This window comes from Pseudomonas sp. HD6422 (assembly GCF_025377065.1).
Taxonomy (GTDB): domain Bacteria; phylum Pseudomonadota; class Gammaproteobacteria; order Pseudomonadales; family Pseudomonadaceae; genus Aquipseudomonas; species Aquipseudomonas putida_U.
Genome location: NZ_JAHWIW010000034.1, coordinates 34,282 through 53,533, shown reverse-complemented (window position 1 = coordinate 53,533; position 19,252 = coordinate 34,282). Strand labels below are relative to the sequence as shown.

The following is a 19,252-nucleotide window of genomic DNA, read 5'->3' as shown; positions in this document are numbered from 1 at the left end:
GCGCTTGAGTACAATCTGCAGCCTTGTCCGGGTGCCTCCCGTGCCCGTCGCTGGAACTGCAAATGCTGATCGGTAGCTATTCTTCCGCGCTGGTGTTGATTTCTCTCTGCGTGGCCATTCTTGCCTCTTACACCGCCCTCGACCTCACCGGCCGCCTGACCACCGCCAAAGGACGGGCGGTGTACCTGTGGATGGGGGGTGGGGCGCTGGCCATGGGCTTCGGCATCTGGTCGATGCATTTCATCGGCATGCTGGCCTTCAGCCTGCCCGTGGAGCTTGGCTATGACATCGGGCTGACCGCGTTTTCGCTGCTGATCGCCGTGCTTTCGGCGGGCTTCGCGTTATGGATGGTCAGTCAGCCCAGCTTGCCGTGGCAGGCGTTGAGCTTCGGTGCGCTGATCATGGGGGGCGGTATCAGTTGCATGCACTACACCGGCATGGCGGCGCTGCGCATGTCACCGGGCATCGACTACGACCCGACGTTGTTCGGCATGTCCCTGGTCATCGCTGTCGGTGCGTCGGCGGCCGCCCTGTGGATCGCTTTCCGTCTGCGACGGCATACGCCCTACGTCAGACAGGTCCGAGGGTTGGCGGCGGTGCTCATGGGGATCGCCATCGTCGGTATGCACTTCACCGGCATGGCGGCGGCCAACTTCAGCGAAGGCAGTTACTGCGGGGCGCTGGCCAACGGTCTCAAAGGCGATGGCTTGGTCTACCTGGTGCTGATCACGACCCTGGCGGTGCTGGCGGTGGCCTTGCTGACTTCGGTGCTGGACGCCCGTCTGGAGGCGCGCACAGCCGCCCTGGCGCGTTCACTGGCCCTGGCCAACCAGGAGCTGACCCAGTTGGCCCTGCACGACACCCTGACCGGATTGCCTAACCGCACCCTGCTGGCCGACCGGATCGATCAGGCCATCGCCAAGGTTGCGGAGCAGGGCGGTTGCTTTGCGTTGATGTTCATCGACCTGGATGGCTTCAAGCCTGTCAACGACGCCTTTGGTCACCATGTCGGAGACCTGTTGCTCAAGGCCGTGGCCACCAGGCTGCGTGGGCATCTGCACAGCCAGGACACATTGGCACGCATCGGCGGCGATGAGTTCGTGCTGCTGGTCGACTTGCAGGAGCCGAATGACGCCATGGACGTGGCGGTCAAGCAGGTCAACCTGGTGTCACGGGCGTTCGAAGTGGCCGGCCACGACCTGCAGGTTACCGCGAGCCTGGGCATCGTCCTGTATCCAGGTAATGGCCTGGACCAGCACGAACTGCTGCGCAACGCCGATGCCGCCATGTATCACGCCAAGAGCGCCGGCAAGAACGGCTACCGCTTCTTCGACGCCTCGATGAACAGCGATGCCCGCCAGCAGCTGCAGTTGCTTCAGGACCTGCGCATGGCCCTGGAGCAGGGGCAGTTCCGCTTGCACTACCAACCCAAGTTTGCCGCCCAGGGTTGCCAGCCGATTGGCGCCGAAGCACTGTTACGCTGGCAACACCCGCAAGATGGACTGATGCTGCCGGATCGTTTCATCGCTATGGCGGAGAAAACCGGGCTGATCATCCCCATCGGCGAGTGGGTGCTGGGCGAAGCCTGTCGACAAATGCGGCAGTGGCTCGACCAGGGGTATCAACACTGGCGCATGGCGGTGAATCTGTCGGCATTGCAATTCTGTCATGGCGGCCTGGTCGACAGTGTGGCCCAGGCACTGCGGGACAATGGGCTGCCGGCCAACCACTTGACCCTGGAAATCACCGAAACCACGGCGATGCACGATGCCGATGCCAGCTTGCTGGTGCTACAGCGTCTGTCCGACATGGGGGTGGACCTGTCGATTGACGATTTCGGAACCGGCTATTCGAGCCTGATGTACCTCAAGCGGCTGCCGGCCAATGAACTGAAGATCGACCGAGGGTTCGTGCGCGACCTCGAGCAGGATGGCGACGACGCCGCTATCGTCTCGGCGATCGTGGCGCTGGGGCAGGCCCTGGGGTTGCGGATCGTCGCCGAAGGTGTGGAAACCGACGGCCAGCAGGCATTCCTGACCGGGCTGGGCTGTGATTCGCTGCAGGGCTACCTGCTCGGTCAGCCGGTGCCGGCCGAGCAGTTCATGGCGCGGTTGCAGGCCCTGGCACAGGATGTCGAGGTGCCCGCCTAAACGGCATCCTTGAGCATCAGCCTGGGTATGAAGGCATCCATTTCCGCTTCGACCGCCTCGATGATGCGCTCGACATCGGCGGCGGGCATCACTGCCGTGCACGGGATTCCGGCGATTGCCAGCAGGGTTTCGCCGGTAGCTCGGTCGAATAGCCGGGCGACCATGCTGCGGGGGGCATCCATGCTGGCTTCGAACCCAAGCGGGTGAAAATGCCAACGCATCACCTGGCAGGCGTTAGGGAACGTCATCTTGTTCATGCCAGCCTCCTTGTCCTTTCCTGGACAGCGTGAGGGTAGCCCAGGCTGCGGCCACCGGGTATGTAACCATAGCACCGGAAAAGGTCGCGCAGGCCTGGCGAACAGGAAAACTTCGCAAATACTTGAAACCGGTCACCTGTGGCATTCTGGCGCAGCCGCCGTCGGCGCCCATCGCAAACGTTTTCCGGAAGGAGGGTGGCTGAGCGGCGGGTGGGACACTATCAGACCAATGGCACTGCATCGGTGTGACGGCGCTGAGCGGGACCACCACGCTGAGCATCGTTCGATCGCACATCAACAAGGCGCCAATAGGGTACTATCACCCCCTGTGCCATTCTCCAACCTATTGAATATCAAGGTGATGGCACTGTTTCCGGGTCGTCCTGACCTGCCGTTTGGTTGTCGCCTCGATGTTGCCGGGGCGCGGCTTGACTCGCTTTCGCGCTACAGGATCCACGTTTTGTCCGAGCTTTCCCAGAACCCGCTGTTGCAATACCTGGCCCGCCTGGCTCCGTCCAGTCAACAGACCATGCGCTATGTGCTCCAGGATGCCGCCGATCGGCTCGGTTTCGTCGATCAGGATATTGCCGACGTGCCGTGGCACCGCCTTGACCCTGGCCATGTCATCGGCCTGGTTGCGGCGCTGAGGGCTGATGGTTACGCCCCCAACAGCTCGTCGCTGTATGTCAATGCCGTACGCGGCGTGATGAACGAAGCCTGGCGCCAGGGCCTGATCGATCATGAGCGGTTGTTGCGCATTCGCGAGGTCAAGCCTGACACGGGCAGCCGCTTGCCGCCGGGGCGCAACCTGCGCCGCAGCCTGATCCGCGAGCTGATGGAATTGTGCGCTGCCGATCCTCGGCCCCAGGGTGTGCGCGATGCAGCGATCATCGCCTTGCTGTATGGCACCGGCATGCGCAAGTCGGAGTCGGTCGACATCGACCTGGACGATGTCGACTTCGAGGCGCGGAGCATCCAGGTGCTGGGCAAGGGCAACCGGCAGTTGATCAAGTACGCGCCAGCCTGGGCGTTCGAGAAGCTGCAGGCTTGGCTGGACCTGCGCCGCGAAATGCTGCCCGCAGGGGTCCGTGACGATACGTTCCTGTTCAACCGCATTCGCCGGGGCAACCATATTACCCGCGCGCGCATCACCAAGCATGCCATCTACTACATCGCCCGCCAGCGTGGGGCGCAGGTGGGGGTAAAGATCATGCCCCATGACTTCCGCCGGGCGTTCATCACCCGGGTGATCGAAGAGCACGACCTGGCCATCGCGCAAAAGCTGGCCCATCACGTCAACATCCAGACCACCGCCAGTTATGACCGCCGCGATGACAACGAGCGGCGGCGTGCGGTGGACCGATTCGATTATTGAACCAGCCCCGGCGCGTCAGTGAATGCTCGATGCCAGTTCGAAGATCGGCATGTACATCAAGATCACGATCAGCCCGATCAGCAGCCCGATGAAGGTCATCAGCAGAGGTTCGAACAGCTTCACGAACCACTCGACCCAGCGTCCGATCTCCTGGTCGTGAAAGTCCGCACAGCGCTCGAGTATCTCGCCGAGGTTGCCAGACTGCTCCCCGGCCCGCAGCAGGCGCAGCGATACCGGTGTCACCAGCTTGGCCGCTTCCAGGGCATCGGACAGCGGTAGACCTTCGCCCACCCGCTGACTGGCCTGCTCCAGGCCCTGCGCCGAGGCGCTGCCCAGCAGCCCGCGGGCCATGCCCATGGCGGTCAGGATCGGTATACCGCCTTGCAGCAAGATGCCCAGCGAGCGGTAGAATCGCGCCAGTTCGTACATCATCAACCGTTGATGCAGCGCCGGTATGCGCCGCGTCTGGCGTGCGAACCAGCGGCGCACCCGCGGATGGCGACGTAGCAGCACCAGGGTCACGATGCCACCGACGGCACCCAACGCCAAGGGCGCCTGCTGGGCGTGCAGGAACAAGCCGATCTGCATCAGCATGCGCGACAGCCAGGGCAGTTCACTGCCCATGCCTTCGAACACCAGGCTGAAGCGAGGCACCACATAGCCCAGCAGGAACAGCACCACGCCCCCACCGACCAGCAACAGCAGCAAAGGGTAGACCGAGGCGCCCACCAGCTTCTGTCGGACCAGGTCCAGGCGCTGGCGATAACCAATGTAGCGGGACAACGCATCGCCCAACGCTCCGGTCCGTTCACTGGACTGCACCAGTGCCACGTACAGCGTAGGAAACACCCGCGGTTGCTGGCTCAGCGCCTGGGACAGCGAACGGCCTTCGTAGAGCTGACGAACCAGGGCTTCGAGCACCCTGCGCGCACCTGCGCCTGGGGCTTTTTCCGCCAGGCTCTCGAGGGCGTCGATCAGTGGCAGGCCAGCATTGAGCAAGGTAGTCAGTTCCTGGCTGAACAGCACCAGGTCGAACGCTGCCTCGCGACGCCAGGTCATGCTACCCAAGGTGCGGCCCTGGCCGCGAATGCTTACCACCCGCAGGCCTTGCTCGCTGGCTTTGCGCCGGGCTTGTTCGATGTCGTCGGCCTCGACCTGCAACTGCACCACGCCCTGGCTGCCCAGAGCCTTCAGGTGATAGCGCATGGGCCACCCCCTCATTGCCAACTGGTGATTTCGGCGTTTTCGCCATCGCCGCCGGGCTGGCCGTCCTTGCCCATCGACAGCAGGTCATATTCGCCGCCGTTCTCGCCCGGCTGGCGGTAGATGTAAGGCCGGCCCCAGGGATCCTGGGGAACTGCCTTCTGCAGGTAGGGGCCCGACCAGCGCGCCTCGCCGCTGGGGGCGACCACCAGGGCCTGCAGGCCTTGTTCGCTGTTGGGGTAATGACCGACTTCCAGCCGATAGAGATCCAGGGCCTTGCTCAAGCCTTCGATCTGCGCTCGCGCCACCTTGGCTTCCGAGCGGCCGAGCTGGCTGAAGTACTTGGGCGCGACGATGCCGGCCAATAGACCGAGCACCACCAGTACCACCAGAAGTTCAAGCAGGGTGAAGCCACGTTGGGGGTTGGGCCGGCGTTGCATGGTGAAATCCTCCGCTGCTGGGACATGCCGTGCAGGTCCCATGCAACAGCCGTGCACGTCTGCCTCGGGGCCTTGCGCCATGCGCCATGGCAAGCGGCACGCAGCTTGCGTCTTAGGCAAAAACGCCCTGATTCGCGGGGCATTTCCCCCAAAACGGGGGCAAGGCGGGGAGGCGAGCGACATGCGTGGATTGATCCTGCTTTCACTGTGGCTAGCGGCGACGATCGCCCAGGCCGATGTGTACATTTCCATCGATGCCAAGGGCGGCTACGTACTGACCAACGTCCATCGACCAGGACGCCACTATGAACGGGTGATCAGCGAGCCGATCGCCCAAGCCGGACCGAGCGACGCCCAGTTGATCACCGGGCGTCCCTATGCCGACGTGGTGGCCGCCGCGGCACGGATTCACGATGTGCCCCAGGCGCTGTTGCACGCGTTGATCAAGGCGGAGTCTGGCTATAACCCCCAGGCTCGCTCGGCCGCCGGGGCGGTGGGGCTGATGCAATTGATGCCGGACACCGCGCGGGAAATGGGAGTCGAGGACCGCCTCGACCCGGAAGACAACATCAAGGGCGGCGCGCGCTACCTCAAACGCATGCTGAGGCTGTTCGATAATGACATTACCCTGGCGGTCGCGGCCTACAATGCCGGTCCCGAGGCGGTACTGCGCCGTGGCGCGGTGCCGCCATTCGCCGAAACCCGTCGTTACGTACCGGCAGTTCTGCGCGAATATCGCAAGCTGCAGGGGCTGGCGGCGGATTCTCCGCTCTAGGGGGGTGAACGTGGACCTCATGCAGATTATCCCCTTCGATCCCCCCAACTCTGGGCTATAACCTTTCACAGGTGCCCAGCAGTGGAGTTTGCCATGGCCATCGTTCCCCCTTCCGAACTGCTCGTCATGCCTACCGCGACTGAGGCCTCCGGCGGGCCCAAGGCATTCAACCTGCTGCGCTGGTACGCCTGGGTGAGCTTGGCCATCATCGTCTCTGTGGCTGCCGGACTGGGGCTGATTTCCAGCCGTTTCATCATCGATGAGAGCGTCGAGCGCGATGCACTGCTCACCGCCCAGTTCATCACTGCGATCGCCGATGCCGAAGTCCGCCACGTGTCCATCCCCAATGTCCGTACCATGGGCGAACTGCTCGATCCGCGTACCGACCAGGCGGCCTTGCCGGATGTCGATCCCGATGCCCGGCGCAGGGCACGAGGCGAGTTTCTCGATCACATCGCCCACTTGCCGGACATGCTGCTGGCCAACATCTACGCACCGGACCGTACGGTGATCTGGTCGAGTAACCCGGCGCTGGTGGGCAAGCTGATCCAGGGCGACGACGATCTGGAGCGGGCGTTCGAGTACAAGATGCGCGTCTCGGCCAGCTATCACAATTTCGAGCAGGCCCGTAGCGAGCAGAAGTTCGTCACGCCGCCCGAGCAGTTGTTCATCGAGAACTACATTCCGCTATTCGACGCCAATGGCGAGCAGGTGACCGCCATGGTCGAGATCTACAAGGAGCCCCACGATCTGATCGTGCGCATCGAGCATGGGTTGATCCTGATCTGGTTGGCCATCGCCGTAGGGGCCGGTCTGGTCTATGTCGGCCTGTACGGCATCATGCGCCGTGCCGCGCGGGTCATGGCGGTGCAGCAGAAGCGTCTGATCAGCAACGAGACCTATGTGGCGTTGGGCGAAGTGTCGTCGGCAGTGGCGCACAGCCTGCGTAACCCACTGGCCAGCATCCGCTCCAGTGCCGAGTTGGCCCAAGCGTTCGATGACGGACCGGCCCAGCGCAATGTCAACGACATCATCAGCCAGGTGGACCGCATGTCCCACTGGATCCGCCAACTGTTGCAGTCGTTGCGCCCGCTCAACGATGAGGCCGTGGCGGTGGACCTGGCCAGGGCCCTGCAAGAAAGCCTGCAGGCCTTCGCCGTACCCCTGGCGCGCAGTGGCGTGACGCTTGATTTGCAGCCGCTCCCTTCGGTGCAGGTCCTGGGGCATCCGGCGTTGCTCGCGCAGATATTCCACAGCGTGATAGACAACGCGCTGGAAGCGATGGAGCAGGGCGGTCGCCTGCGGGTGGAGGTGGTGCGCCATGATCGGCGCAGCATCACGTTGTGCCTGTCGGACACGGGCATAGGCATGACCGAGCACCAGTCGCGCCTGGCGTTCAGGCCGTTTTTCACCACCAAGCAAGGGGGCTTGGGTGTAGGGCTGGTGTTGGTGCGACGGATAATGGAGCGCTTCGCCGGCTCGGTGCGGCTCAGCAGCCGTGAGGGGCGTGGGACCCGAGTCTGGCTGAACTTCAAGCTGGCGAAGTCATGACAATCTACATCTAGATATATCTATAACTATCTGATTTTAAAATAAAACTGGTCGATTGGGTGAAAGTTACCCAAAAGTGGGGAATCATTATCGAATGTGGATTCTGAGTTGTCTGTAAGCTATTGTTTTATATAGATTTAATTTTTTAGATAAAAGCTGGCTGACTTTTTGCTGTACCTAAAGCAACGTATTCGGCAGCGTGGCTGCCACGGCGAGGCGCCATCAAAACGCTACCTTGGGTAGCGGTCTACACAGGGCGCTTTCAGAACGCAATCGTTCAGTGGAATCCAACCGATGCAGATGCTGGAAGACCCTGTTCCCACAGCGGCATCACCTGCCAGCAGTCCGGCAACGCCGGTCAGCCAATTCAATTTGCTGCGCTGGTTTTCGCTGATCAGCCTGTTGATCATCACTGCTGTGGCAGTCGGCCTGGGCTACGTCTCGACCCGATTCGTGGTACGCGACAGCGTCCAGCGCGATGCCATGCTGACGGCCCAATTCATTCAGGCCATCGCCCAGGCCGAAGTGCGTCACTCGCAACTGCCGCCGGGCACGGCCATGGGGGAGTTGCTCGATCCGCGCCTGGATCAGCAGCATTTGCAATTCACCCCGGCGCTCGCCGAAGCCACCCGTTCCGAATTCCTCGACCACGTCGCTCATCTGCCTGACACCCTCCTGGCCAACGCGTATGCCCGCGACCGCACCATTATCTGGTCGACCAATCCGCAGTTGGTCGGCAAGCGTATCGAGAGCGATGGCGACCTCGAACACGCATTTCATTCGCGCAAGGCCGTGTCGGCCAGCTACCACAAGGCTGACGAGGACCGCGAAGAGCAGAAATTCCAGCGCGCCCCCCAATACCTGTTCATCGAGAACTACATCCCGCTGTTCGACAGCCAAGGCGAGCAGGTGTTGGCAATGGTCGAGATCTACAAGGAGCCCCAGGACCTGATACGCCGGATCCAGCGCGGCTATGTACTGATCTGGGCCTCGACCCTGGTCGGCGGGGTGCTGATCTACTTCGGCCTGTTCTGGATCGTGCGCCGCGCCGCCCAACTGCTGAGCCATCAGCAGGATCGCCTGGTGGCCAGCGAAACCTATGTGGCCCTTGGCGAGATGTCCTCGGCGGTCGCCCATAGCCTGCGCAATCCGTTGGCCAACATCCGCTCCAGCGCCGAACTGGCGCAGGAAATCGCGACCCCCCAGGCGCAGAAGAATATCGTCGACATCATCAGCCAGGTCGACCGGATGTCGCGCTGGGTGCGCGACCTGCTGGTGTCGCTGCGCCCGGCCAGCGACGAAGCCGAGGCCGTGGATCTGGTGGCGGCGGTCGAGGATACTCACCTGGCGTTTGTCCAGCAGATCAAGCGCAACGGTGTGCAGTTCCGTTTCCAGGGCCCTGCGGTGCAATGGGTCGCCAGTCAGCCATTGCAGCTCACGCAAATCCTCAACAGCCTGTTTTCCAATGCCATCGAAGCGATGCCCAACGGCGGCACCCTGTGCGCCGAAGTCAGCGTGCTCGAGGGGCAGCGTGCGCAATTGCTGCTTACCGATACCGGCAAGGGCATGACGCAGCAGCAGGAGCGTTTGGTATTCAAGCCGTTTTACACGACCAAGCAAGGCGGCCTGGGGGTCGGTTTGGCACTGGTCAAGCGCATCATGGAACGTTTTGGCGGCTCGGTCAGCCTGAGCAGCCGCCAGGAGGAAGGAACCCGCGTCAGCCTCATTTTCAACATCGCAGCGGGAGGGGACCATGGAGCACAGCATCCTGGTAGTGGAGGATGATGAAATCCTCGCCGAAAACATTCAGACCTACCTCGGACTCAAAGGCTTCGAGGTCACCGTGTGCCACAGCGCCGAACTGGCATTGGAGCAAGTCAAACGGATGCAACCCGATGCGGTGCTGACCGACAATTCATTGCCTGGCATGAGCGGGCATGACTTGTTACGTACGCTCGTGGCTCAGTCCCCGGACCTCAAAGTGATCATGATGACCGGCTACGGCAACGTCGAAGATGCCGTACAGGCGATGAAAGAGGGGGCGTTCCACTACCTGACCAAGCCGGTGGTGCTGGCCGAGCTCAAGCTGACCCTGGACAAAGCCCTGGCGACCGAGCGAATGGAGCGCACCCTGTCGTTCTATCAGGAGCGCGAGGCACAGAAATCGGGGCTGCAGGCATTGATCGGCGAGTCGCCGGCGATGCTCGGGCTCAAGCACACCTTGCGCCAGGTGCTCGACGCCGAGCGGCGCATGGCCAGCGATGACCTGCCGCCGGTACTGATCGAAGGCGAGACCGGTACCGGCAAGGAACTGGTGGCCCGCGCCCTGCATTTCGACGGCTCGCGCAGCAAGGGCCCGTTCATCGAATTCAATTGCGCCTCGATCCCGGCCAACTTGCTGGAAGCCGAGCTGTTCGGCCATGAGAAAGGTGCCTTCACCGATGCCAAGGACCGCCGCGTCGGTCTGGTCGAGGCGGCCGATGGCGGTACGCTGTTCCTGGACGAGATCGGCGAGATGGACCTCTTGCTGCAGGCCAAACTGCTGAAGTTGCTCGAGGATCGCAGCATTCGCCGGATCGGCGCAGTGAAGGAACGCAAGGTCGACCTGCGGGTGATCAGCGCCACCAACTGCAACCTGGAGCAGATGGTGCAGCAGGGCAAGTTCCGCCGTGATCTGTTCTTCCGCCTGCGCATCATTGCCCTCAAGGTCCCCAGGCTGTACGCCCGTGGCCAGGATATCCTGTTGCTGGCACGGCACTTCCTGGCTCACCACGGGCGCCGCTACGGCAAGCCCAACCTGCGTTTCAGCGCAGAGGCCGAATCACTGATGCTCAGTTACAGCTGGCCGGGGAATGTGCGGGAACTGCGCAATATGCTGGAGCAGACGGTGTTACTGGCGCCCCATGAGGTGATCCAGGCGCACCAGCTCAACCTGTGCCTGACATTGATCGACGAGCCGCTGACCTCGCCAGCGCCGATACCGTTCGAAGCGCCACGGCAAGAGCCGGAACCCGGCACCAGCCTACCGGACATGGAGCGCGACCTGGTATGCCGGACCCTCGACCGTACCGACTGGAATGTCACCAAGTCGGCACGGATGCTCGGGCTGTCACGCGATATGCTGCGCTACCGGATAGAGAAACTCGGCCTCATCCGGCCGGACAAGCGGCAATGGTAGGGGTTGCCGGCGCTGCCAGCGATGTCGGCGGAATGGGCGGTACGGGCTTCAGGGTTTACCGCTGCCGCCGTCGCCACCTTGGCCCCCTGCGCCCTCCGAGCCAGTGCCGTCCATTCCTGGCAGGTCACGGTTGTCATTCTGTCGAGCGGGTGGGTCTTGCGGCTCGCTGCCTTGCAGGCGCGGATCGGTGTCGCGCGGCATCGGTTTCTCGATCGGATTGAGGGTGCTGTCGACGCCCGGCTGGGGCGCCGGGTTGTGCGGATCGTCGGGGTAGGTGGGTCCAGTGCCGACCGCCCAGGCCATGGGTGTGGCGAGCAGGGCGGCAAGTACCAAGGTCGATCGATTCATGGGGCAGGCTCCTTTGCAGGGGTAGGTCCTCAGTTGGGCCCTACCCGAGCAGCCAGGGTGCCATCACCCCGATCAACGGTCAGACCACCAGTGACAGCAGCATGATGAAGATGATGCCGACCACCGAGAGGATGGTTTCCATCATGCTCCAGGTCTTGAACGTCTCGGCGACGGTCATGTTGAAGTATTGCTTTACCAGCCAGAAGCCGGCGTCGTTGACGTGCGACAGGATCAGCGAACCGGCTCCGGTGGCCAGTACCAGCAGTTCACGGTTGACCCCCGGCACCAGGTCGATCACCGGCGCGACGATACCGGCCCCGGTAATGGTGGCCACGGTCGCCGAACCGGTGGCGATACGAATGACGGCGGCCACCAGCCAGGCCAGCAGAATCGGCGAAATCTGCGCTTGCACCGCCATCTGCCCGATCACGTTGCCGACCCCGGTGTCCACCAGCATCTGCTTGAAACCACCGCCTGCACCGACGATCAGGACGATGGCGGCGGTCGGTGCCAGGCTCTGGTCGAGCATCTTCATGATTTGCTGGCGGGTGAAACCGCGTGCCGAACCGAAGGTGTAGAAGGCCAGTAGCAAGGCCGCGAGCAGGGCGGTGATGGGGTGGCCGATCAGGTCCATCCACTGGCGTATCACGTGCTCGGCGGGCAGTACCACGTCGGCGAAGGTCTTGAGCAGCATCAGCACCACCGGCAGCAGCACGGTGACCAGGGTGATGGTGAAGCTTGGCAGGTTGCCTCGGTCGGACTCTTTGGCGATCTGGTCCATCAGCTCCTGGGACGGACTACCAGGGATGTAGCGGGCGATGAAGTTGCCGAACAGCGGACCGGCGATGATCGCTGTCGGCAAGGCGACCAGCAGGCCATAGAAAATGGTCCGGCCGATGTCGGCATGGAAGATCCCGATGGCCAGCAGTGGACCCGGATGCGGCGGGACCAGGCCGTGGACCACGGAGAGACCCGCCAGCAGTGGAATGCCGATCTTGATCAGCGAAACCCCGGAGCGCCGGGCGACGATGAATACCAACGGCACCAGCAGCACGAAGCCGATCTCGAAGAACAGCGGAATGCCGACCAGGAAGGCAGCGAACATCATGGCCCAGTGCACGTTCTTCTTGCCGAAGGCGCGGATCAGCGTTTGCGCGATCTGGTCCGCGCCCCCGGAGTCGGCCATCAGCTTGCCCAGCATGGTGCCCAGCGCCAGGACGATGCCGACGAAGCCGAGCACCCCGCCAAAGCCGTCCTGGAACGACTTCATGACCTTGGCCACGGGCATGCCCGAGGTCAGGCCGAGAAAGCCCGCTGCCAAGGTCAGGGCGACGAAGGGGTGAACCTTGAAATGGGTGATCAGCAGAATCAGCCCGACGATGGTAACCAGAGCGTCGAGCAACAGGTAGGTATCAGTAGCCAGTCCGAACATGGTGGTTATGCCTCGGTCTTATCGTTGTTTTTGGCGTAGCGTGGTTTGAAGGGTCACCGCATTGCGGTGGCAAGGTAGCGCTGTCTTTGGTGAGCGGAAAAAACCACCGAAATCAGGCAGTTCGCGCCAGTTCCCGTTCACCGCAAGGCTTTAGCCAGGTGTCTACCGCCTCGGCCAGGTCTTCGATCGGGCGGGTGGCATCGAGTGCCAGGGTCAGCGGCTCGCCATGGGGCGGCTCGAGTGCGGCGAACTGGCTGTCGATCAGGCTGGCCGGCATGAAATGCCCTGGACGCGCGAGTACCCGTCGTTCGGCATCGGCCGGTGTCAGTTCGAGGAACACGAAACCCACGCCGGGCATGCTGGCGCGTAGCGTATCGCGGTAGCGACGCTTGAGTGCCGAGCAGGTGAGGATAGGGCGTACGCCGGTGGCCGCGACATCGTGCAGTTCCTGACCCAGGCGCACCAGCCAGCCGGCACGGTCGTCATCGTCGAGGGGGATACCGGCGCTCATCTTGGCGATATTGGCGGCAGGGTGAAACGCATCGCCTTCGATCAGGCGGCCGCCACTTGACTTGGCGATGGCGGCGCCGATGCAGCTTTTACCGCAACCGGCCACGCCCATCACCACGATGGCGGACAGTGGAGCATTCATTGAAACCTCCTGCGGGGCGAGACAGCGCTGTCTTGATAGAAACGCCTGACTGTCTTCCCGGTGTTGTTGGTCTTGTCCTTACGCAGTATGGACGCCAGGCGCTCGGTCGCTACCGTCGCGACCAAAGATTACATTGCCTGCGTCCTGAGACAGCGCTACCTTAGTGGCCGTTCCCGTCTCTTTGCAAGTAGTAAAATTACAACAATCATGTCTCGTACAGGTTCCCGCACCACCGGCCGTCCCACCCTGGCAGAAGTCGCCAGGCTCTCAGGGGTTTCCCCGATCACCGCCTCGCGCGCGCTGCGCGGGGTCAGCACCGTTGCGCCAGCATTGGTGGAAAAGGTCGTGGCGGCCGCAGCAAGCCTCGGTTACGTGGCCAACCCTGCCGCGCGAGCACTGGCGTCGGCGCGCAGCCAATCGGTGGTGGTGCTCATCCCATCGCTGTCCAACCAGTTGTTCATCGACACCCTCGAGGCGATTCACGAGGTCATGCGTCCGCGTGGCTTGGAAGTGCTGATCGGTAACTACCACTACGACGTGACCGAGGAAGAAAACCTCATCCGCAACTACTTGGCCTATCAGCCATGCGGCATCCTGCTCACCGGCTTCGAGCGCAGCGAGGCTTCCCGTCAGATGCTCGCTGCCAGTGGCGTGCCATGCGTGCACATGATGGAGCTCGGTGGCGAGGGCGTGTTCTCGGTGGGCTTTTCCCAGGAGCTGGCCGGACGGGCGGCAGCCCAGCACCTGATAGCGCGGGGTTGCAAGCAGCTGGCGTTCATTGCTGCGCAACTCGACCCGCGGGTGATGCAGCGCGCCGAAGGTTTCCGCCAGGCGTTGGTCGAGGCCGGTCTGCAAGGGGGCGAACGTGAGTTGCTCGCGCCCCAGCCGTCTTCCATCGCTCTGGGTGGCGAACTGTTCAGCCAGTTGTTGGCGCAAGCGCCAGAGGTCGATGGGATCTTCTTCTGCAACGACGATCTGGCCCAGGGGGCGGTACTCCAGGCATTGCGCCAGGGCATCGACGTGCCGGGGCAGGTAGCGATGGTCGGCTTCAACGACCTGCCAGCCTCGGCGCACATGGTCCCGCGGCTGACCTCGATTCGGACCCCGCGGGCGGCGGTTGGCAAGCGTGCCGCTCAAGCACTGCTGGCCTTGCTCGATGGCAAGCTGGTGGCGGCCGAGCAACAGGATCTGGGCTTCGAACTGATGGTCAGGGAAAGCTCCTGAAGCCATCGGAAACGGTAGTCACAACGGAGTAATTCCTTAGCAATAGCATTATGCTGGCACTTGTGCGCAGGCAATCTATGCTGAGGGCATCTCATGAGGAGGAGCCTGGCGTCATGTTCGATTTCCATCACAAGGCAGACCTGATTGAAATCCAGCGCAGCAGGGAGGCACTGGCGGGCCTTGAGGCCAAATTGGCGGCCATCAGCCGCTCGATGGCGATGATCGAATTCGCCCCCGACGGCACCATCCTCGAAGCGAACCAACGCTTCTGCCAGACCTTGGGCTACAGCGCCGACGAACTGCGCGGTCAGCATCATCGGATGTTCTGCGCCCCGGCCTATGCCAACAGTGCCGAATACCAACAGCTATGGCGTGAACTGGGCGAGGGCAAGGCGATCAGTGGCACCTTCGAGCGCCTGGACAAGGCTGGGCGAGAGGTGTGGCTGGAGGCTAGCTACATGCCGGTGTTCAATGCTCAGCGCGAGGTCACCAGTGTGATCAAGGTAGCCTCGGACATTACCTGCAGGGTGATCGAGGAGCACGAGAGCGAAAGCCTGCTCAAGGCCATCGGCCGATCGATGGCGGTGATCGAATTCACACCCGAAGGCCGGGTGATCAAGGCCAACGAAAACTTCCTGGCGACCATGGGTTACAGCCATGAGGAGGTGGTCGGTCGTCATCATGGTCTGTTCTGCCAGCCCCACGAGCGCGAGTCTGCGGCCTATCGCGAATTCTGGGCATCGCTGAACCGGGGCGAATACCACTCGCACCGCTTCGAACGGGTCAATAAATACGGGCAGACGGTCTACCTTGAGGCGTCGTACAACCCGATCTTCGACAACAAGGGCCGGCTCTACAAGGTGGTGAAGTTCGCCAGCGACATCACCGCCCAGGTCACCACCCAGCAAACCGCCGCCGAGGCTGCCCACGCCAGTTCGGTGCAGACCGACGCCTGCGCGCGCAAAGAGACCGAAGTGGTTCAGCAGACGGTAGAAGTGATCGAGCAGATTTCTCAGGAGCTCAACGATGCCGCCCGCAGCATCGATGCGGTGAGCAAGCAGTCGGATGTGATTGGTCAGATCGTCCTGACCATCCGCGGCATTGCCGACCAGACCAATCTGCTGGCCCTCAACGCAGCTATCGAAGCAGCGCGGGCCGGCGAGCATGGACGCGGCTTCGCGGTGGTGGCCGATGAGGTGCGCAGTCTGGCCGCGCGGACCAGCAAAGCGACGCTGGAAATCGTCGATGTGGTGCGCCAGAACCACGATCTTTCGTTGACCGCAGTGGCCAGCATGCAGTCGAGCCTGTCACGTACCGGTCGTGGCGTGGCGCTGGCCAACGAAGCGGGCACGGTGATCATGGAGATCCAGCAAGGCTCCCGGCACGTGGTCGATGCGATCGGCGAAATCACTTCGACGCTGCAATTGCATTGAGCTGTTCGTCGAGTTCGCGGCAAAGGGTCTGCAGGCCGGCATGGAGTTGCCGGCGCAGCTCGGCAGTCGGCTCACCACCGGCCTGAGCCTGCTCGATAGCCTCACATACGCTGACGATGCGTCGGACCTTGAGCATCTTCGCTCCTCCCTTGATGCGGTGGGCCAGGGCGCGAAGTGCTGCGTCGTTGCTGTCTTCGTCCAGGGCCTGCAGGGCGGCGAGGTCTTCGCCGGCGCTCTTGGCCAGTTGCTCCAGCAAGCGACGGGTCAATTGCTCGTCGTCCTGGGTCAGGTGGCGCAGCTCATCCAGGTTGAAGTAGCTGACCGGTGAGTGCTTCGGCGTGGCGCCTGCCACATGCTGCCTGAGGGTCTGCAGGCCGATCGGCTTGAACAGGCAATCGTCCATGCCGCTTTCCAGGCAACGTTCGCGCTCCTCGGCCTGGGCATTGGCCGTGATGCCGATGATCCGGCAGGGCACTGATCCCCGGGCCTGCTCGGTATTGCGGATGGCGCGGGTCAGGGCGTGGCCATCCATGACCGGCATGCTGCAATCGGTCAGGACCAGTTCGAATGGCGTCGACTGCCACAGGGCCAGCGCCTGCTCGCCGTTTTCAGCCAAGGTGACACGGTGGCCGAGACTGGAAAGCTGTTTGTCCAGCAGCATCAGGTTCGCCGGAAAGTCGTCGACCACCAGGATATCCAACGCCCCTTCGGTCGCCTGTGGCGCGCAGTGGACAGGCTCGGACACTTCGACGGGCGCGCTGCGCGGTAGGTTCACCAGCACCTCGACCCGGGTGCCGACGCCTTCGACACTTTGCAGATTGAGTTCGCCCCCCATCAGTTCGGCCAGGGTGCGGCTGATCACCAGACCCAGCCCGGCGCCCTGCTGCGCCCGCGGACCTTGGGCCTGGGCAAAGGCGCTGAACAGGCGGTCCTGGTCGGGCGCGGCGATGCCGATACCGGTGTCACGCACCACCAGGCTCACGCCGATGTGCTCGGGTTGCGATGTGAGCCGCAGGCTGACCTTGACCTCGCCGCGGTCGGTGAATTTGATCGCATTGCTCAAAAGGTTGGAGAGCACCTGCTTGAGGCGAAGCGGGTCAGCTTGCACCCAGCACGGCCCTTCGGGTACTTCGCTGTTCAGCTGCAACCCTTTCAGGTGCGCGTTGCCCTCGAAGACCCGCAAGCAGGCGTGCACCAGGCCGACCAAGTCGACCGCGACCGGTTGCAGGGTCATATGTCCGGATTCGATGCGCGAGATGTCGAGGATGTCGCCGATCAGTTCGAGCAGGCCGATCGCCGAGTCGTGCGCGGTGCGTAGGGTCTCGACGTCGCAGCGCCCGGCCTGGCTGTCTTCCAGGGCCAGCTCCAGCAAGCCGATGACGGCATTCATCGGCGTTCGAATTTCGTGGCTCATGGTGGCCAGGAAGGTGCTCTTGGTCTGGCTGGCCCGCACCGCGTCATCCTTGGCCTGGCGTAATTGCTCCAGGAGGCCCCGGCTCAGCCCCAGCTGAGTCTGCAGTGCTTGCTGGGCCTCGGTGCGCTGGTGGATGAGCTTGCGCAGGTAGCTGTTCCAGAACACCACACCCGCCAGCAGCAGCGCCGAGAGGATCAGCACCTGCAAGGCCAGGGTGCGGTAGTTGCGCCAAGGGCTGTCACTGACCAGGGTACTGGTCCGCCAGCGGTTGATCAGTTGGTCTAACTCATCCGGCGGAATGCTCAGCAGCACCTTGTCCAGAATCGCCTGCAGCTGTGGCTGGTTCGGAGCTACGGCGAACGCCGCTACAGCGGGGTCGTCGCCGAGCATGGCGGCGATCTGCAGGGTGCCTTTGAATGCGTGATTGATGTAATAACTGGCGTTGATGTGGTTGCTCATGGCCACATCGGCGTCGCCGTTGGCCACGGCTTCCATCAGACCGAGCGGATTGTCCACCTCAACAAGCTCGACGCCTGGGTACTGGCGCTGTAGCTGTGCGCGCTGCGGTGAACCGCGTAGCAAGGCTACACGCTTGCCGTCCAACGACTTGGCCTGGGCGGCCGAAACGCCTTGGGAACGCGTCACCAGCACTCTCGGGCTGACCAGGTAGGGGCGGGTATAGCGCAGTTTGGTGGCGCGCTCCGCGCCATAGCCCAGGGCGCCGATCATCTGTGCCTGGCCGCGGGCTACCAGATCGACCATCTTCTGCACAGAATCGTGCTCGACGACGTCGAAGTGCAGACCGGTACGCAGGGTTATCTGCTTGAGCAGGTCGAGGGTGATGCCGGTGGCATGCTGCTGGGTATCGTTGAAGGTCAGGGGCGCCAGGGCACTGTTGACCAGTACAGTGACGCTGGGGTGTGCGGCGATCCAGCTACGCTCCTGCTCGGTCAACGCCGCAGGGTGACGATCGAGGAGCAGGCTGGTGTTGCCGCTGCTCCAGCGTCTCAGGATGTTCATTCGCTCGCTTTCGCTGATCCTGGCCAGGGCGTCGTCGACCAGACGATGCAAGCGCGTGTTGTCGTGGGCCAGGGCAAAAGCGAACGCAGCCGCTGGTGCCTGGCAGAAATGGTCGATCTTCAGGGACCCCTGATAGCTTTTGCCGATCAGGTGGTCGGTGCTGATTGCATCTCCCAGATAGGCGTCGGCTTCCCCCAGTTCGACGGCTGCCATGCCCGTGAGCGTGGAGCGATACAGGCTCAGTTGGGCGTTGGGGTAGAGTGCCCGGACCTGCGCTGCGGGCAGGTAGTGGTCGACCATGGCCAGGCGCAGGCCGTCGAGGGCGTGGTTATGCTCCAGGCTACGACCTTCGCGGGTGACGATGACCGGCAGGTCGTCGGCGTAGGGTTGGCTCAAGGCCAGTTGGGCATCGGCGGCCTCGAATGCGTTGGAGCTCCCCAGTATGTCGATGCGTCCGTCACGCAGCGCGGCGATTGCCTCATGCCGGCTGTCGAATCGCCGTACCTCGATGCTGACCCCCAGTTGCTCGGCAATCAACCCGGCATAATCGGCACTGAGGCCTTCATAGTCGTGGAGACTGGCATTTATCTCGAAGGGAGGATAGTCAGGGCGTGAACTGCCCAGGCGCAACACTTTACGCTGTTGCAACCACTGGCGATCCTGGGCAGCGAGCTTCAACGGCGGTGCAGCACTGACCGAGCGCGCCAGCAAGTGACGCTGTTCGCCAGCGGCCTGCGCGAAGGCGTCGGTGGACAAGCAGCCCAGCAACAGGAAAAGACAGCAGAGGACGATTCTCATCA

General features: G+C 62.9%; 15 protein-coding genes and 1 pseudogene. 9 read left to right on the top strand and 7 right to left on the bottom strand.

Going from position 1 to position 19,252, the window contains the following annotated elements:
- Window positions 1-62: 62 nt before the first annotated feature.
- A complete protein-coding gene (locus tag KY379_RS22005; protein WP_261241427.1) occupies window positions 63-2,150 on the top strand; it encodes a putative bifunctional diguanylate cyclase/phosphodiesterase in 2,088 nt (695 codons plus the stop codon).
- On the opposite strand, the gene KY379_RS22000 is transcribed toward KY379_RS22005, so the two are convergent.
- On the bottom strand, window positions 2,147-2,407 hold the full coding sequence (locus KY379_RS22000; protein WP_133329352.1) for a DUF1652 domain-containing protein: 261 nt from the start codon (window positions 2,405-2,407) through the stop codon (window positions 2,147-2,149). The two genes, KY379_RS22005 and KY379_RS22000, sit on opposite strands and share 4 nt — an antisense overlap.
- Before the next feature lie 460 nt (window positions 2,408-2,867).
- Here KY379_RS22000 and xerC point away from each other — a divergent pair, with 460 nt between their 5' ends.
- Complete coding sequence (gene xerC, locus KY379_RS21995; RefSeq protein ID WP_261241426.1) at window positions 2,868-3,782, top strand: tyrosine recombinase XerC; 915 nt, start codon at window positions 2,868-2,870, stop codon at window positions 3,780-3,782.
- Window positions 3,783-3,797: 15 nt separating this feature from the next.
- Here the strand turns inward: xerC and KY379_RS21990 are convergent, their stop codons facing one another.
- Both KY379_RS21990 and gspG read right to left on the bottom strand, forming a co-directional pair.
- Window positions 3,798-4,988, bottom strand: coding sequence for a type II secretion system F family protein (locus KY379_RS21990; RefSeq protein WP_261241425.1), 1,191 nt, complete (start codon window positions 4,986-4,988; stop codon window positions 3,798-3,800).
- Between the two features lie 11 nt (window positions 4,989-4,999).
- Window positions 5,000-5,425, bottom strand: coding sequence for a type II secretion system major pseudopilin GspG (gene gspG / locus KY379_RS21985; protein WP_133329358.1), 426 nt, complete (start codon window positions 5,423-5,425; stop codon window positions 5,000-5,002).
- Between the two features lie 181 nt (window positions 5,426-5,606).
- On the opposite strand from gspG, the gene KY379_RS21980 reads away from it, so the two are divergent.
- The 4 genes from KY379_RS21980 to KY379_RS21965 all read left to right on the top strand — a co-directional run bounded on the left by KY379_RS21980 (window position 5,607) and on the right by KY379_RS21965 (window position 10,929).
- Window positions 5,607-6,200: a transglycosylase SLT domain-containing protein gene (locus KY379_RS21980; protein WP_196173351.1), complete on the top strand. Its 594-nt coding sequence runs from the start codon at window positions 5,607-5,609 to the stop codon at window positions 6,198-6,200.
- Window positions 6,201-6,326: 126 nt separating this feature from the next.
- Entirely contained in the window at window positions 6,327-7,751 is a 1,425-nt protein-coding gene (locus KY379_RS21975) for a sensor histidine kinase (protein ID WP_261241433.1), read from the top strand.
- 294 nt (window positions 7,752-8,045) lie between these two features.
- Complete coding sequence (locus KY379_RS21970; RefSeq protein WP_261241424.1) at window positions 8,046-9,536, top strand: sensor histidine kinase; 1,491 nt, start codon at window positions 8,046-8,048, stop codon at window positions 9,534-9,536.
- A complete protein-coding gene (locus tag KY379_RS21965) occupies window positions 9,505-10,929 on the top strand; it encodes a sigma-54-dependent transcriptional regulator (RefSeq protein ID WP_133329366.1) in 1,425 nt (474 codons plus the stop codon). Before KY379_RS21970 ends, KY379_RS21965 begins: the two co-directional genes overlap by 32 nt.
- Before the next feature lie 48 nt (window positions 10,930-10,977).
- On the opposite strand, the gene KY379_RS21960 is transcribed toward KY379_RS21965, so the two are convergent.
- From KY379_RS21960 to KY379_RS21950, 3 genes are all read right to left on the bottom strand, one after another.
- On the bottom strand, window positions 10,978-11,277 hold the full coding sequence (locus KY379_RS21960; RefSeq protein ID WP_133329368.1) for a hypothetical protein: 300 nt from the start codon (window positions 11,275-11,277) through the stop codon (window positions 10,978-10,980).
- A 79-nt stretch (window positions 11,278-11,356) separates the two neighbouring features.
- The gene (locus KY379_RS21955) at window positions 11,357-12,709 is read right to left on the bottom strand and encodes a GntP family permease (RefSeq protein WP_133329370.1); all 1,353 of its coding nucleotides are present in this window, start codon (window positions 12,707-12,709) and stop codon (window positions 11,357-11,359) included.
- Between the two features lie 112 nt (window positions 12,710-12,821).
- Complete coding sequence (locus tag KY379_RS21950; protein ID WP_133329372.1) at window positions 12,822-13,361, bottom strand: gluconokinase; 540 nt, start codon at window positions 13,359-13,361, stop codon at window positions 12,822-12,824.
- Between the two features lie 207 nt (window positions 13,362-13,568).
- Here KY379_RS21950 and KY379_RS21945 point away from each other — a divergent pair, with 207 nt between their 5' ends.
- From KY379_RS21945 to KY379_RS27475, 3 genes and pseudogenes are all read left to right on the top strand, one after another.
- Window positions 13,569-14,585, top strand: coding sequence for a LacI family DNA-binding transcriptional regulator (locus tag KY379_RS21945; protein WP_133329374.1), 1,017 nt, complete (start codon window positions 13,569-13,571; stop codon window positions 14,583-14,585).
- Between the two features lie 50 nt (window positions 14,586-14,635).
- Window positions 14,636-15,481: pseudogene (locus KY379_RS27480) on the top strand (PAS domain-containing protein); the annotation flags it as partial.
- A gap of 42 nt (window positions 15,482-15,523) precedes the next feature.
- Complete coding sequence (locus KY379_RS27475) at window positions 15,524-16,018, top strand: methyl-accepting chemotaxis protein (protein ID WP_409977291.1); 495 nt, start codon at window positions 15,524-15,526, stop codon at window positions 16,016-16,018.
- Here KY379_RS27475 and KY379_RS21935 read toward each other — a convergent pair.
- A complete protein-coding gene (locus KY379_RS21935) occupies window positions 15,993-19,250 on the bottom strand; it encodes a transporter substrate-binding domain-containing protein (protein ID WP_261241422.1) in 3,258 nt (1,085 codons plus the stop codon). The genes KY379_RS27475 and KY379_RS21935 overlap by 26 nt on opposite strands.
- Window positions 19,251-19,252 lie beyond the last annotated feature (2 nt).